Consider the following 15,588-nt stretch of genomic DNA (forward strand, 5'->3'; position numbering starts at 1 on the left):
ATCGTCGCGATGGGGAATCAGCACGCGCTGCTGGGTGGGCTCGCCGACCGGGACCTCGACCAGAGTGAAGTTCACCGCACCGTCATTGTGCAGGATCAGGAATCGTTCCTGATCGCCGTGCACCGCGTGCTCCACCGAGTACTCGACCCCTTCCCGGCGGGGCAGCACGACGGTGAACTCAGCGTCGGGGTCGGTGGCGTCGGCATAGCGGACCTCCGAGGTGATCGACGATCCCGCCGCGATGAACACGTAAGCGTTGCTGCGGGTCCGTCCCACCCCGAGCCAGAACCGTTCGTCCGGTTCGTGGTACACCTGCTCGGACGACCCACCCGAGCCCAGTCGGTAGCGCCAGATCGTGTCGGGCCGCCACGCTTCGTCGACGGTGCTGTAGTAGACGGTGCGGTTGTCGGCCGCCCAGGTGGCGCCCGCCCCGATGCCGACGATCTCGTCGGGATACCGCTCACCGGTACGTAAGTCCTTGAACCGCAGGGTGTATCGTTCGTCGCCCAGCACGTCGACGGAATAGGCGAGCAGATTGGCGTCAAGACTTATGCTGGCGGCGCCCAACGCGAAGTAATCGTGACCATCGGCTTCGATGTTCTCGTCGAGTAGCACCTGCTCACCGGGAATCTCGGTGTGCTCGTCGAATTGGGGCGGGTGCCAGTCGTCGGGATCGGCGACCGGGCAACGGCAATGCACCCCGTACTGTTTGCCTTCGAAGGTGCGGGCGTAATACCACCAGTCGCCTCGGCGGGTCGGCACCGACAGGTCGGTTTCCTTGGTGCGCGCCTTGATTTCGTCGAAGATCTTCCGCCGCAACGGCTCCGAATGCGCGGTGAGGCGGTCGGCGTACTCGTTCTCGGCCTCGAGGTAGGCGATGACTTCGGGGTTGTCCTTCTCGCGTAGCCACTCGTAGGGGTCGATGAACACATCGCCGTGATGCTCCCGCCGGGTTTCCACCCGCTTGGCCTGGGGTGGCTCGAGCTTGTCGGTCACGCGCCCGGGCCGATCCAGTCGCCAAAGCTCAGGCCCGAAATCCGTTCGTAGGCATCGATGTAGCGTGCGCGCGTGGCCTCGACGATGTCGGCGGGCAGCGGCGGTGGCGCGGCACTACCGTGCCGGTCCCAGCCCGACGCCGGGCTGGTCAGCCAATTCCGCACGAACTGCTTGTCGAAGCTGGTCTGCAGCACGCCCGGACGGTATTCGTCCGCCGGCCAATACCGCGAGGAGTCCGGCGTGAAGATCTCGTCGGCCAGCACCAGCTGACCGCTGCGATCGGTACCGAACTCGAACTTGGTGTCGGCGATGATGATTCCCTTCCTCAGCGCGTGGTCGGCGGCCTGTACATAGATCTGCAGGGTGCGGTCGCGCAACTGATTGGCGGGCACCGCCCCCACCAATTCGATCACCCGGTCGAACGAGATGTTCTCGTCGTGGTCGCCGAGCTCGGCCTTGGTCGCCGGGGTGAACAGCGGTTCGTTGAACTTGCTGGCCTCGACCAGCCCGGGCGGCAGCGGGATGCCGCAGACCTTGCCGCTCGACTGATAGTCCAGCAATCCCGAACCGGTCAGGTAGCCGCGGGCCACGCATTCCACCGGAAGCATGTTCAGCCGTTGTACCACCAGAGCGCGGCCGAGCACCTCGTCCGGGATACGGGGATCGTCGGGTGGTCCGGCCAGGTGGTTGGGGGCGTCGACGAGGCCGAAAAAGAACACGCTCATCGCGGTGAGGATGCGGCCCTTGTCCGGGATGGTGCTGTCCAGGATGTAGTCGTAGGCCGAGATCCGGTCGGTGGCGACCAGCAGCAGGTGTTCGTCGTCGACGCGGTATATCTCGCGGACCTTGCCGCTGGCCAGGTGCTGGTACTCGGACAATGCGGGTCGCATCGCGACAGCCTATCGGGCAAGCCGACACCATTCGGCCGGTAGCTGTGCTGGTATCGGTGTATGACGCGGTTCCTGCCTTACTCAACCCGACCTGTGCGCCTGTTCGGCCAGTTGATGAGCGACATCACCATCTCGTTGTGGACGGTGATCTGGGTGTTCGTCGGCCTTGCCGTCCACGACGCCATCGCTACGATCGCCGAAGCGGGCCGGCAAGTGGAAACCGGTTCGAAGGGAGTGGCGGGCAACCTGGCGTCCGCGGGGCACAGCGCGGGCAACATCCCGCTGCTCGGGGACGCCCTCAGCAAACCGCTGAACGCGGCCAGTGATGCGGCGCTGGACATCGCCGGCGCCGGGCACAGTCTGGATACGACGGCGACCTGGCTGGCGTGGGTGCTGGGACTCGCGGTCGCGTTGCCGCCTATTCTCGCGGTGACCGTGCCCTGGTTGCTGCTGCGGTTGCGGTTCTTCCGGCGCAAGCTGACCGTGACGGCGTTGGCCAAGACCGCGGCCGGTCAACAACTGCTGGCGCTGCGCGCGCTGGCCAACCGATCGCCGGCGAAACTGGCTGCGGTCAGCGCCGATCCGGTGGGCGGGTGGCGCTACTCGGATCCGCATGTCATCCGGGCGCTGGCCGCGCTGGAATTGCGTGCGGCCGGGATCAGGTTGCGCACCGACTAGCTGATCGGCTCAAGCACTGTTCACCAAGATGGCGTACTGGGCGGCGGCGCGCTGGCGGGCGTCGTTCTCCTCGTTGCTCGACACGGTTGCGACGTACCGCCCGAAGCCAACAAAGCACGCGAAGCGCGCATTGGCGTTGTCGGCCACGATTTCTTTCTTCTGCTCATAGCAACGTGCATTGGCAAGCTCGGCCGGACCCGGCACGTCGTGGTCGATAAATTCTTCGCGCTCAGCCTCGACCAGCTTTGGCAGTATTGCCTGGGCGGCGGATTCGTCCTTGGCGCGCAGCAGTACGGCGTCCACACCGAAGGCGCAGCGGTCGATTCCGGCCTCGTCGAACAATCCTTCTCGCTGGGCCTGACTGTCCGCGCAGAATGCCGCCGCGTGGGGGCCCATACTCCCGAAAGTTGGGGACAGCTTCGGCTGATCGCCGGCGATGAAGAGGCGACTGAGCATGCGATCGGGGTCGAGTTGCGCGGTGGTGAGCCCGGCATTGTTGATCGGGATCAGCTTGGCCATCAGCGGTGCCTGCTGATCCAGGGTGCGCTGGATTCGCTGCGTCAGGTAGGAGACATCGGGGTGTGCGTCGCTGCGAACCGCGATGGACACCACCACCCTGCCCGAGGCCATGGTCGCTCCGACCGACGGCGAGCCGGGGCGATAGTGGGCTTTGGCTTGCGGATAGCCCGGGATCGTGGTGGTCCGGTTGTCCGGGTTGACCGAGAAGTCGACAGAATCCATCTCGGTGGCGGCACGCGCCGCGGAATCGTCGTTCGGAAAGCTGCTGAGCAAGATCAGCAGCACGTCGCCGGTGGGTTCGCGGGCGAAGTCGTTGAGGCGCTTGGATACCCCTTCCACGAAATACGCCGAGATCATGCCGTACTTCTCCAGCACCGGTTGGGTAAGCGGGGTCCCGGTCCCAGAAATTGTCGTGGCTGCCGTCTGGGGATCCGGCGTCGCATTGCCGTAGATGTGGTCCAGGACGGGGTCCACGGCGAAGGGATTCGCGATGCCCTCGGCGAGGCGGTACGCCTCAAGGTACCGGCCGTCCTCCGGGGTGGTGGGACCCGGAAATGGTCGCGGCTTGGTCCCGTAGTGTCCTACGTCCAGTTTGCTTATGTCGACAGCGTTTTTCGGTGCCGGACCGCTCCCACTGCCCAGTTGCCAAATGGCCAGCCCGGCCACGACGGCGGCGACCAGGACGACCGCCGCCGCTATCAGGATCCATCGGGTGCGGGTACTTTTCCGCGGCGGCCCTTGTGGCGCAACGTAATTCACGGGGCCGTGCGGCGGGTAGCCGTACTGGGCGGGTGGGGGTTGCCAATGTGGCGGTGGTTGTTGCACCGGTCGTTCCGGTACGGGCGGCGCCGGAGCGGCGGGGATCGTGAAGGCTGCCGTGGCGTTGCCCATACCCCTAAGAGCTTCTTCGGCCGCCCCGGCGAACTCCCCGCTGGTGGCGTATCGCTGCGCCGGGTCCTTCGCCATGCCCCGCGCGATCACCTCGTCCAGCGCCGGCGGCAGTCCCAGGCGTGCGCTAACACGCGGCGGCGCCTCACTGAGATGCGCGCCGATCAGACTGGCGGTGTCACCGACAAAAGGCGGCGCCCCGGTGAGGGCTTCGACCAGCACGCAGGCCAATGCGTAGGTGTCGGCGCGCGGAGTCACCTGGCTCTCGTCGCCCCTGAACCGTTCCGGAGCCATGTAGGTCCAGGTCCCCAGCACGTCGCCCATCTGCGTCAGTTTGACCTCGGTGGCTGAGTTGGCGATCCCGAAATCCACCAGGTAAGCGAAATCGTCCGGACTGATGAGTATGTTCGCCGGCTTGACGTCGCGGTGCAGCACGCCGACGGCATGCGCGGCATCCAACGCCGAGGCGATCTGACGCACGATCGACACCGCTTTCGTCGGGGGCAGCGGTCCCGACCGCCGCAGCACGGCGTCCAGGTCGGTGGCATTGATCAGGCGCATGTCGACGAACAGTTGCCCATCTATCTCTCCGGCCGCATGCACCGGCACCACATGGGGATCCTGCAGCCGCCCGGCGATCCTGGCTTCGCGCTGCAATCGCTGCCGGTAAGCCGGATCTTGCGCATAGGGACCGGAGATGAGCTTCAGGGCCACGACCCGGTCCATGACGGTGTCCTGGGCTTCGTACACGGTGCCCATCCCGCCGCTTCCGATCCTGCGCCGCAACAGATACGGGCCCAGCTGCGTGCCGATTTCGGGCTGTGTCTCACTCATCGCCGCACTCCTGGGGCCGAGTAATCATTCATGCGCGGACGCCGTAGCGGAAATCTTAGCTAGCCAGGACCGCCGAGCGCGCGCCCCAGCCGCACGAGCCCGGCGGCGCAGACCGTCACCCACGCCGTCGAGGCGATCCAGAAGAACAGCAGGGACACGGTGCTCAGCGCCGGCCGGCCGAGTTCGGCGGCGGTGGCGGCGGTCGCCGCGGAGTACATGCCCAGCGGAAACACCATCGCCCACCACACCCCGGCGAATCGCAGCAGGGCAGGCCTGCGGCGGATCCGCCGCAGGCCGAAATAGATCAGCGGTGGGATCCACAGCGTGGCCACCACCCACGTCACCACGGTCGCGACCCGCACCGCCGGAGCCAGCCACCCGGGCGCCAGGGCATGGATGCCGTCACCGGCAAGGGTGGCAATAGCCAAGCCGCCCATCAGAATCCAGGAATCCGGTTCGAAACCCTCTCGGTCTTGCCGTTGGGCAATCGCCCGCCACACGATCAGCGCGGTCATCAACCCGTACACACCCAGCCCGATCACCCACACCGGCATCGCCAGCGCGAGCCACCAGCGCTGCCCGGTGTGCCGGGCCACCTGGGTGGCCACGATCGCCAGGCCCGAGGTGCCGACGCTACCCAATTCCCAGGCGCCGTGGGCGCGGTCGCGCAGCGCCGTCCAGGTGCCGGCTGCCATGTTGCGGGCGGTGAGAGCTGCCAGCAGCAGCCAGGCCACCAGCGCCATCGCACCAAGCGTCACGACCACCGGGTGGTTGTTCGCCAACCGACTGTCCAGGACCGCGCACGCGGCGACGAAGGTGAACAGCCGCAGGGTCACGTCGGGGTCCGTACGGTCCCAGGCCGGGCGGGTCACTGCGACGAGAAGAGCCAGCACAACGAAGCCCAGTGAGGCCAGCACGCCGAGGATGTGGCTGATTGGGGTGTAGTGATGCAGCTGCGCGGCGATCGACAGGATTCCGGTCGCCATCACGACGGCGAAGACGTCCGGCGACGGCTCGATACGGCCGAGCTGAAACGCCACTAACCCTCGTGGAGTTCCACGACCAGGTGGCGGATACCGGTGTGGCGATTGCTGCGCGTCCATTCGACGGGCTCGACCAGTCGCACACCGGCGAACCGCGACAGCAATTCCTCGTAGAGCACCCGCAACTCCAACCGAGCCAGGTTGGCGCCCAGGCAGTAGTGCACACCCTGACCGAACCCCAAGTGCGGATTGGGCTTTCGCCCGACGTCGAACTCGTCGGCATGGTCGAATACGTCGGCGTCGCGGTTGGCGGAACCCTCCCAGATCTGTACCTTCTGGCCCACTTCGATCTGCTGTCCGCCGAGCCGGACGTCGCGGGTGGCCGTTCGGCGCTTGGATGGCGACGGCGAGGTCCACCGAATGATCTCCTCGACCGCCGTCGGCAGCAGGTCGAAATCGTCACGCAGCGCGCGCATTTGGTCGGGGTGGTGCGCGAGGGCCAGCAGTCCTCCCCCGACGGCATTGCGCGTCGTCTCGGCGCCGGCGCTGAACAGCAGGCTGAAGAACAGATACACCTCGAGATCGGACAGGGCCGGCCCGTCCGCCTCGTCGAGCAACGCGTTAGCCACCACCGACAACATGTCGTCGGTCGGCTCGGCGCGTTTGGCCGCGATCAACTCCTGGCCGTAGCTGTACATCCGCGAACCGGCCTCTTCGACGGACAGCTGCGACAGCGCAGCCTTGCGCGAGCCGCCGAAATCAAACTGCGGCTCGATGGCCTCGAACAGCCAATGCCGTTCGGATTCGGGCACTCCCAGCAGGATGCAGATCATCTGCATCGGCAGTTCGGCGGCCACGTCGACCAGGAAGTCGAAGGGCTCGCCGGGTACCACCGCATCCAGCAGCCGACGAGCCCGCGCCCGCAGGTCGTCCTCGACGCGGCGGATCATGCGCGGTGTCAGCCCCGAGCTCACCAACCGCCGGATCTGCGAGTGCCGGGGGTCGTCCATCATGTTGAGCACCTGCCCCGCGATGGCCAGGTCCTGTAGCAGGGTGCCGCCGAACGGCCGGTCACCGCCGGTGACCGACGAGTAGGTCGCCGGATCCCGAAGCACCTCAAGGGTTTCCCGATATGTCGCCACCGACCAGAACCCCTCGCCGTCGGGGGTGTTGTCGGTGGGCGCGTGCCAGTAGACGGGCGCCTCGCGGCGATGCACGGCGAACAGGTCGTGCGGGAAGCCGTTGGCGAAGTTGTCCAGGTCGGTGAAATCGATGTCGGCCAGCGCACCGGCCAGCGTCATAAGATCGCCCCCGGAGTGTATTTCGCCGCCTCCGGATAGCGGCTTACCAACTCGTTGACCAGCCCGGCTACTTCGTCGACCTGATCCCCGGCGGCGCCGGTGAATGCCTTCTTGTCGGCCAGTGCGGCATCGAGCGCCGCCCGGTCCAGCGGCAGCCGCGGATCGGCGGCCAACCGGTCCAGCAGATCGGGCTCGGCGCCACGCTCCCGCATTGCCAGCGCGGTGGCCACCGCGTGCTCGCGGATCACGTGGTGCGCCGACTCCCGCCCCATCCCGGCACGCACCGCCGCGATCAACACCTTGGTGGTGGCCAGGAACGGCAGATAGCGGTCCAGCTCGCGCTGGATGACCGCCGGATAGGCGCCGAATTCGTCGAGTACCGTCAGGAACGTCTCGGTCTGCCCGTCGATGGCAAAGAAGCTGTCCGGCAACGCGACCCGGCGGACCACCGAGCAGAAGACGTCACCCTCGTTCCACTGGGCGCCGGCCAACTCGGCTGCCATTGAGGCATAGCCGCGCAGCACCACCTGCAGCCCGTTGACCCGCTCACAGCTGCGGGTGTTCATCTTGTGTGGCATCGCCGAGGAACCGACCTGGCCCGCGGCGAACCCCTCGGTGACCAGCTCATGCCCGGCCATCAAGCGGATGGTGTGCGCCAGCGACGAGGGACCGGCTCCCAGTTGCACCAGCGCGGAGACCACCTCATGGTCCAGGGAACGCGGATACACCTGTCCGACGCTGTGCAAAACCGTTGCGAAACCGAGGAAGTCGGCGACCTGTTGCTCGAGCTCGGCCAGTTTGACCGCGTTCCCGTCGAGCAGGTCAAGCATGTCCTGGGCCGTGCCCATCGGCCCCTTGATACCCCGCAGCGGGTAGCGATCGATCAGCTCGCGCAGCCTGGTCAACGCGATCAACGTCTCCTGGGCGGCGGAGGCGAATCGCTTGCCCAGCGTGGTCGCCTGGGCGGCGACGTTGTGACTACGACCGGCCATCACCAGATCCCGGTAGCCAACCGCGCGCTCGGCCAGCCGGGCCACCACCGCGACCCCGTGGGAGAAGACCAGCTCCAGCGATCGCCGGATCTGCAACTGCTCCACATTCTCGGTGAGGTCGCGACTCGTCATCCCCTTGTGCACGTGCTCGTGGCCGGCGAGTGCGTTGAACTCCTCGATGCGTGCCTTGACGTCGTGGCGCAGCACCCGCTCCCGGGCCGCGATCGAGGTCAGATCCACGTCCTCCAGGACGCGCTCGTAATCGTCGATCGCCGCGGCGGGAACATCGATGCCGAGTCGGGCCTGAGCTCGCAGCACCGCCAGCCACAACCGCCGTTCGGCGACCACCTTGGCCTCGGGGGACCAGATGGCGACCATCTCGGCACTGGCGTACCGGCCGGCCAATACGTTCGGAATGCTCACTTGGCCATCACGAACACACAGCTTAGGCGTTCGGCTGCTACCTGCGGCTATTCGGCGACCGGCAGCATCGTCAGGCCGTCGTCGTCCGCGGGCGAGCCAACGATTCGCACCGCCGGCTGATCGACCGGCGCGAGCACGTCGATCAGGTCGATGACCGTCGACAACGCGGCCGCGCGCGGGTCGCGCCCCTCGACCAGCGCCGACACCACCGAACCGTCGACCGCGCAGATCAGCGTGCACACCAACTCGATCTGCACCGACCGTCCGGACCGTTCAACGGCCTCGGCGACCGCCTCCGCCCGCTGCCGCAAGCTGCGCCGCATGCTTTCTCGCAATGCGGGCAGGCGGGTGCAGGCGATATGGCGCTCGTACCGCGAAATCAGCTGCTCTGCGAGTCCAGGCCCCGAGACATCCCCCACCAGCAGATCAACCAAGACCTCAGCGGTGGTCTCCGGCCCCCGACGCCGTCGGGACAGACCATTGACCCGGGCCCGGAGTTGGGCCACCTCGATCATGCCGATGTGTTCTACCGCCCGGGCGATCAGGTCATCGAGCGACGAGAAGTAATAGGTGGTCGACGCCAGCGGCAGGCCGGCCCGCCGGGCCACTGCCCGGTGGCGCACCGCTTCGAACCCGCCCTCGCCGAGCAGCTCGGCGGCAGCGCTAACCAGCGCGTACCGCCGACGTTCTCCCTTGGGAGTCACTGCTGCCGTCACACCCACCCATGCTGCCAGGCAAAGTGGTACGGCGTTGCCATTTTCACGAAACGGACATGGCATGATGGCGCGCATGCCAGAGATCAGCCGCCGCGCTGTGTTGGGCCTCGGTGCCGCCGCAACCTGCGGCGCGGTCGGCGCTTATGCGCTCGACGTGCTGTTTCAGGCCCACCCGTCAGCGGCTGCGCCGGCACTGACTGGGACAAACGTTCCATTGGCGCCGACACGGCCCCTTGATCCTGCCCCGCCCGCGCAGGCCGCCCCGACGATGGTGACGGGCTCGTTCGCATCGGTCGCGCGGGGCGGGATCCAGACCAATTGGGCGATTGCGCGGCCGCCGGGACAGACCAAGCCGCTGCGCGCGGTGATCGCCCTGCACGGTAAGGGCAATGATGCGTCCAGCGTGATGGCCGGGGGCGTCGAGCAGGGCCTGGCGCAGGCCGTCAACGCCGGGTTGCCGCCGTTTGCGGTGGTGGCCGTCGACGGCGGCGGCGGCTATTGGCACAAGCGGGCATCCGGAGAGGACTCCGGCGCAATGGTGCTCAACGAGCTGATTCCGATCATGGACAGCCACGGCCTGGATACCTCGCGGGTGGCCTTTCTGGGCTGGTCGATGGGCGGCTACGGGGCGCTGCTGCTCGGCGGCCGGCTGGGCTCCGGGCGCACCGCGGCGATCTGCGCGGTCAGCCCCGCGTTGTGGACGTCGCCGGGTGCCGCCGCCCCGGGCGCGTTCGACGGGCCCGAAGACTACGCCGCCAACTCGGTGTGGGGGATGCCCGCCCTGGCGTCGATCCCGATCCGGATCGACTGCGGCGACAGCGACCCGTTCTACTCCGCCACCAAGCAGTTCATCGCCCAACTGCCCAACCCGCCGGCGGGCGGTTTCTCGCCGGGCGGCCACAACGGCGAGTTCTGGAGCTCGCAGCTGCCCGCCGAGTTGACCTGGATCGCTCCGCTGCTGACGGCCTGACTGGCGCCGGCGCTACGCTCGCGGTCGTGAGCGCGCCGTTCGACTGGGACCTCCCGTACGCCTGGCCACGCAGCCCGATCCTGGCCGCGAACGCGGTGTGCACGTCGCAGCCGCTGGCCGCGCAGGCCGGGCTGCGGATGCTGGCCGACGGCGGGAACGCGGTCGACGCGGCCGTCGCCACCGCCATCGCGCTGACGGTGGTCGAACCGGTGTCCAACGGCATCGGGTCCGACGCCTTTGCCATCGTCTGGGACGGCCGCGGATTGCACAGCCTCAACGCGTCCGGCCGCTCCCCCGCCGCGTGGACGCCGGACTATTTTGGTGACGAAGGTGTTCCCGCGTTCGGCTGGAACTCGGTGACGGTGCCGGGCGCGGTGTCGGCATGGTCCGAATTGCACGCCCGGTTCGGCAAGCTGCCGTTCGAGCGGCTCTTCCTTCCCGCAATCGAATACGCCCGCAACGGTTTTCTGGTCTCGCCGAAGATCGCCGCACAGTGGGCCGCCCAGGTCCCAGTCTTCGTCAGCCAACCGGGCTTCGCCGAGACGTTCCTACCCGGTGGGCGATCCCCGCACCCCGGTGAGCTGTGCATTCTGGGCGACCACGCAACCACCCTGGAGCGGATCGCGGCCACCGGCGGGGAGGCGTTCTACCGCGGCGAGCTGGCGGAGAAGATGGGGGCACACTCCGCCGCGCACGGCGGGGTGATGCGGGCCGATGACCTCGCGGCTCACCGGGCCGACTGGGTCGGCACCCTGCGCGGAAACTATCGCGGCTATACCGTCCACGAGATACCGCCGAACGGGCAGGGCATCGTGGCGCTGATCGCGCTGGGCATCCTCGAGCAGTTCGACGTGTCCTCGTACCCAGTCGATTCCGCCGACAGCGTGCACGTGCAGATCGAGGCGCTGAAGCTGGCTTTCGCCGACGCGCAGGCCCACGTCGGCGACATCGAGCACATGACGGTCCAGGCCGAGCACCTGCTGGACCGGACGTACCTGCAGCAGCGCGCCGCCCTGATCGATCTGCGTCGCGCGCAGCCGGCATCGGCCGGAACGCCCAGGGGCGGCACCGTGTATCTGACCGCCGCCGACGGCGCGGGGATGATGGTGTCGATGATCCAGTCGAACTACATGGGCTTCGGCTCGGGCGTGGTGGTGCCGGGCACCGGCATCGCCCTGCAGAATCGCGGCGCGGATTTCGTTGTGACGCAGGGCCACCCGAACCGGGTCGGACCCGGCAAGCGCCCGTTCCACACGATCATCCCGGGCTTCGTGACCAAGGATGGCGCCCCGGTGATGAGTTTCGGCGTGATGGGCGGACCCATGCAGCCGCAGGGCCACGTGCAGGTGCTGGTGCGCATCGCCGACTACGGCCAGAACCCGCAGGCGGCGTGTGACGGACCGCGGTTCCGCTGGGTGCATGGCATGCAGGTCAGTTGCGAGCGGGGGTTCCCGCCGGCCACGCTCGACGAGTTGCGTGAGCGCGGGCACGAGCTACTGACCGTCGACGACTACAACGCGTTCGGGAGTTGTCAGGCCATCTGGCGGCTCGACGACGGGTACCTCGCGGTGAGCGATCCCCGCCGGGACGGGCAGGCCGCGGCGTTCTAGACGGTGATCTGCCCCTCGGCCGCGCGTTGACCGATGTCGGTTCGAAAGTGGCTGCCGGGCAATCGGATCGAGTCGAGGATCTGGTATGCCCGTTGGCGCGCCGCGGACAGGTCGGGGCCGGTGCCCACCACCGACAGCACCCGCCCGCCGGAGGAGACGATCGCGCCGTCGTCGCGCCTGGCGGTGCCGGCGTGCAGGACACCCTCGGCCTCCGAACCGCTGATGACGTCGCCGACCCGCGGCCGTCCGGGATAGTTCTCGGCTGCCAGCACCACCGTGACGGCGGCGCCCTCGCGCCACTGCAGTGGCCCGAAGTCGGCGAGCGTGCCGGTGCCGGCGGCGTAAAGCAATTGGCCCAGCGGTGAATTCAGCAGGGCCAACACGGCCTGGGTTTCCGGATCGCCGAATCGGCAGTTGAATTCGACCACCGCGGGGCCCTTCGATGTGATGGCCAGGCCGGCATAGAGCAGTCCGGAGAATGGGCTGCCGCGCCGAACCAATTCGGCGGCAACGGGTTCCACGATCCGGCTGACGATGTCTCGGTAGACGTCGTCGGGTAGCCACGGCACCGGGGCGTAGGCACCCATCCCGCCCGTGTTGGGGCCGGCGTCGCCGTCGCCGACCCGTTTGAAATCCTGCGCGGCCAACAGCGGCACCACCGTCGGGCCGTCGACCACACAGAACAGGGACACCTCGGGACCGTCGAGGAAGGACTCCAGCAGAACGGGGTGCCCGGCTTCGAGCAACCCGGCGGCGTGCGAGCGGGCGGCATCGCGGTCCGGGGTCACCACCACGCCCTTGCCGGCCGCCAGCGAATCGTCCTTGACCACCCAGGCGGGGTCACCGGCCGGCGGTCCGAAGCGATCCAGCGCCGCATCCAAATGCCCCGGGTTGTCGACGATTTCGCTGGACGCGGTGCGGACGCCGGCGGCGGCCATCACCTCCTTGGCGAACGCTTTGGAGCCTTCGATGCGGGCCGCATCCTTACCGGGGCCGAAGCACGCGATGCCCGCAGCGCGCACGGCATCGGCCACTCCGAGCACCAGCGGCACTTCGGGCCCGATGACCACCAGGTCGGCCTCTACCTTGCGGGCCAACGCCACGACCTCGGCACTCGAGGTGATGTCGACGTTGTGCTGCTCGGCGAGCCGGCCGGTACCGGCGTTCCCGGGCGCCACGATCAGGCCCGTGACCTGCGGATCCCGGCTCAGCGCCAGCAGCAGGGCATGTTCACGGGCACCGGAGCCGATCACCAGGACGCGCACGACACGTCAGACTAGCGGCAACGCCTCAGAGAATCTTTTCCAGCAGGTTTTTCAGTTCTTTTTGTTGCGCGGGGCTAAGGCGTTCCAGCCGGTGGTCGAACTCGCCGGCCAGTAGCCCGAGGCCGTCGGTGGTAACCCGGCGGCCCGAGTCGGTAAGCAGCAGCCGGTGGCGGCGCAGGTCAGCGGGATCGATCTCGCGCCGCACGAATCCGGCCGCCTCGAGTCGCTTCAGGTACAGCGTGACCGTCGCCTTGGGCATGGTCAGCGCCACCGCCAGTTCGGCGGGATAGGGATGCTCGTCGACCTCGGCCAGGAGGAACAGCTCCTTGGCCTCCAGTCCGAGTGCACCGATGTCGGCCTGGACGCTGGCAATCACCGATGACAGCACGCGGTAGTTCAGCGACCAGATCTTGGCCGCGTCGATCTCAGACATTCGACTTGCCAGATCGTTCAGACATGAACTAGTTTATTAATGAACAAACGCATAATCGAACAATCTATCAGAAAGCGGCGATCATGCCTCTGGATCACTATGTGACACTCGGACGTTCCGGCTTACGCGTCAGCCCCCTGTGCCTGGGCGCGATGACATTCGGCGAGGATCTCGGCTGGGGCACCAGCGTCGAAGAATCTCAACAGATCATCGACCGGTACCTCGAGCTCGGCGGCAACTTCATCGACACCGCCAACTTCTACACACGCAGCCATTCCGAGAAGATCATCGGCGACCATATCGGCCGCCACCCAGAGCGGCGCGACCGCACGGTGATCGCGACCAAGTTCAGCGGGAACCTGTACCCGGGTGATCCCAACGGCGGTGGCTCGGGCCGCAAGGCGCTGATCAATGCCTGCGAAAACTCGCTGCGCCGTCTGCAAACCGACTACATCGACCTGTACTGGCTGCACCTCTGGGACCGGAACACTCCGATCGAGGAGACGATGGCCGCCCTCGACGACCTGGTGCGTGCGGGCAAGGTGCGCTACCTCGGCGTGTCCGACACCCCCGCGTGGAAGATCGTCGAAGCCAACATGATTGCGCGTTTCCGCGGCTGGTCGGCCTTCGTCGGACTGCAGATCGAGTATTCGTTGCTGGAGCGCACTGTCGAGCAGGAACTGGTGCCGATGGCGAGTGAATTCGGCCTGGGCATCACGCCCTGGTCGCCGCTGAAGAGCGGCGTGCTCAGCGGCAAGTACACCCGGGACAACGCCGGGCAGCAACAATCCGGTCGCGGTGCGATGGTCGACGCCTTCCTCAACGAGCAGACCTATGCGCTGATCGACGAGCTCGAGCTCATTGCCAAGGCGCACGAGACAAACGTCGCGGCAGTCGCGCTCGCGTGGGTGCAGGCCCAGCACGCCGTCTCGTCCATCATCATCGGGGTCCGCAGGCTCTCCCAGCTCGACGACAACCTGCGCGCCGCCGACGTGAGCTTGGACTCCGACGAAGTGGCCCGGCTCAACGAGCTGACCACACCGACGTTCGGGTTCCCCAGCAACATGCTGGAGATGGCTCCGGGCATCATCAACGGCGGCACCACGGTGAACGGCGTGCCCGGGCCGATCTCGGAGTATGTGATGCCGGCGGGCGTGCGCCCCTACTGATTTCACTCGCGAGCAGACGTGAAAGCCCCTGATTTCTAGCGAAATCGGGGGCTTTCACGTCTGCTCGCCAGGGTTACTCCAACGGCTTGCGACCCCACACGGCGACTATCAAACCGCCGCGGTAGAGGAACGAGGGATCCTCGAACGCGCGCTGCGCGTCTGATACGACAGACTGTCCGACCACACCATTGGCGACCATCGCCTCGTCCATTGGCCGAAAAGACTGGATCATCAGCTGCGACATAGGACTACGACCGCGCCCGACAACAGCCACCCCCTCGTTTCCCACATCGGTTAGCCGTAACTCGTCCAAATGGCTCGGCAAGGTGCGGCCGTAGCGCAGATCCATCACACCCCCGGCCAAGAGGAACTTGATACGCGCCTGAGCGCAGAGGTCAAACCCCGCAGCACAGGGATGAGCCGGGTCAGTTGCCTCAACTGTCCCGTTGTCGACGTCTTCGACCATCAACCAGCCCCCGGGGCGTAACGCGATCTTCAGCCGTTGCAGCACTGCTAGTGGATCGGGCAGATGCGCGAGAACCGATCGAGCGTGAACGAGGTCATACGCTGCCGGCTCAATAGGATCCTGGGTGATGTCACAACGACGTATTTCGACGTTCTCTGCGGTGATGTCACCGAGAAACCGCACATCGAGGTCTACGGCGACGACGTTTCCGGAACGTCTTACTCGGCGGGAAAGCCAGCGCACCACCGACCCGGCGCCGGCACCCACTTCAAGACATCGCCAGCCTTCACCTACACCGATCGCGTCGAGCTGACGAAAGGTAGACGGATCGTTGAACTGCTCGATCAGCTTCAACCGCGTAAGCTCGGCTTCCGCTTCGTGGTCGCTCCAAAAGTAGTCTCCGCCGCCCGTGTCGGTTTGCGGCACCACAGCCTCCCAGTACACCGCCCATGCAA

At 67.0% G+C, this 15,588-nt stretch carries 14 protein-coding genes; 4 read left to right on the plus strand and 10 right to left on the minus strand.

The features are described 5' to 3' along the window. Together A5645_RS03900 and A5645_RS03905 are read right to left on the minus strand one after the other, a co-directional pair. Positions 1–996: S9 family peptidase (locus tag A5645_RS03900; RefSeq protein WP_172830456.1), on the minus strand; the 996-nt coding region annotated here is incomplete at its 3' end. Then, on the minus strand, positions 993–1,886 hold the full coding sequence (locus A5645_RS03905) for a phosphoribosylaminoimidazolesuccinocarboxamide synthase (RefSeq protein WP_065128534.1): 894 nt from the start codon (positions 1,884–1,886) through the stop codon (positions 993–995). The genes A5645_RS03900 and A5645_RS03905, both read right to left, overlap by 4 nt. Before the next feature lie 60 nt (positions 1,887–1,946). Between A5645_RS03905 and A5645_RS03910 the strand changes: the two genes are divergently transcribed. Further along, positions 1,947–2,564 carry a hypothetical protein gene (locus A5645_RS03910; RefSeq protein ID WP_065128535.1) on the plus strand — a complete coding sequence of 206 codons (618 nt, stop codon included), beginning with the start codon at positions 1,947–1,949 and terminating at the stop codon, positions 2,562–2,564. 9 nt (positions 2,565–2,573) lie between these two features. On the opposite strand, the gene A5645_RS29020 is transcribed toward A5645_RS03910, so the two are convergent. The 5 genes from A5645_RS29020 to A5645_RS03935 are packed head-to-tail and all read right to left on the minus strand — an operon-like array spanning position 2,574 to position 9,226. Continuing rightward, positions 2,574–4,805, minus strand: coding sequence for a serine/threonine-protein kinase (locus A5645_RS29020; RefSeq protein WP_065037885.1), 2,232 nt, complete (start codon positions 4,803–4,805; stop codon positions 2,574–2,576). 59 nt (positions 4,806–4,864) lie between these two features. Further along, positions 4,865–5,845 carry a tellurite resistance/C4-dicarboxylate transporter family protein gene (locus A5645_RS03920; RefSeq protein ID WP_301336977.1) on the minus strand — a complete coding sequence of 327 codons (981 nt, stop codon included), beginning with the start codon at positions 5,843–5,845 and terminating at the stop codon, positions 4,865–4,867. Next, positions 5,845–7,089, minus strand: a complete 1,245-nt coding sequence (locus A5645_RS03925) for a cytochrome P450 (protein WP_065037886.1) — start codon at positions 7,087–7,089, stop codon at positions 5,845–5,847. The genes A5645_RS03920 and A5645_RS03925 overlap by 1 nt, the downstream gene beginning before the upstream one ends. Beyond that, a complete protein-coding gene (purB, locus tag A5645_RS03930; protein WP_065128536.1) occupies positions 7,086–8,504 on the minus strand; it encodes an adenylosuccinate lyase in 1,419 nt (472 codons plus the stop codon). Before purB ends, A5645_RS03925 begins: the two co-directional genes overlap by 4 nt. A 47-nt stretch (positions 8,505–8,551) precedes the next feature. Beyond that, complete coding sequence (locus A5645_RS03935) at positions 8,552–9,226, minus strand: TetR/AcrR family transcriptional regulator (RefSeq protein ID WP_155767833.1); 675 nt, start codon at positions 9,224–9,226, stop codon at positions 8,552–8,554. A 55-nt stretch (positions 9,227–9,281) separates the two neighbouring features. Between A5645_RS03935 and A5645_RS03940 the strand changes: the two genes are divergently transcribed. Together A5645_RS03940 and ggt are read left to right on the plus strand one after the other, a co-directional pair. Beyond that, a complete protein-coding gene (locus tag A5645_RS03940; protein ID WP_065128537.1) occupies positions 9,282–10,190 on the plus strand; it encodes an alpha/beta hydrolase-fold protein in 909 nt (302 codons plus the stop codon). A 26-nt stretch (positions 10,191–10,216) separates the two neighbouring features. Then, entirely contained in the window at positions 10,217–11,800 is a 1,584-nt protein-coding gene (gene ggt, locus A5645_RS03945; RefSeq protein WP_065128538.1) for a gamma-glutamyltransferase, read from the plus strand. Here ggt and purD read toward each other — a convergent pair. Together purD and A5645_RS03955 are read right to left on the minus strand one after the other, a co-directional pair. Further along, positions 11,797–13,065, minus strand: a complete 1,269-nt coding sequence (gene purD, locus A5645_RS03950) for a phosphoribosylamine--glycine ligase (RefSeq protein ID WP_065128539.1) — start codon at positions 13,063–13,065, stop codon at positions 11,797–11,799. The two genes, ggt and purD, sit on opposite strands and share 4 nt — an antisense overlap. Before the next feature lie 25 nt (positions 13,066–13,090). Next, positions 13,091–13,498 (minus strand): MarR family winged helix-turn-helix transcriptional regulator, encoded by a 408-nt coding sequence (locus A5645_RS03955; protein WP_065128540.1) that lies wholly within the window; start codon positions 13,496–13,498, stop codon positions 13,091–13,093. An 83-nt stretch (positions 13,499–13,581) separates the two neighbouring features. On the opposite strand from A5645_RS03955, the gene A5645_RS03960 reads away from it, so the two are divergent. After that, complete coding sequence (locus A5645_RS03960; protein WP_065128541.1) at positions 13,582–14,667, plus strand: aldo/keto reductase; 1,086 nt, start codon at positions 13,582–13,584, stop codon at positions 14,665–14,667. Between the two features lie 73 nt (positions 14,668–14,740). On the opposite strand, the gene A5645_RS03965 is transcribed toward A5645_RS03960, so the two are convergent. Continuing rightward, positions 14,741–15,559: a class I SAM-dependent methyltransferase gene (locus A5645_RS03965; RefSeq protein ID WP_172830457.1), complete on the minus strand. Its 819-nt coding sequence runs from the start codon at positions 15,557–15,559 to the stop codon at positions 14,741–14,743. Positions 15,560–15,588: the final 29 nt, after the last annotated feature.

This window comes from Mycobacterium asiaticum (assembly GCF_001673635.1).
GTDB lineage: Bacteria > Actinomycetota > Actinomycetes > Mycobacteriales > Mycobacteriaceae > Mycobacterium > Mycobacterium asiaticum_C.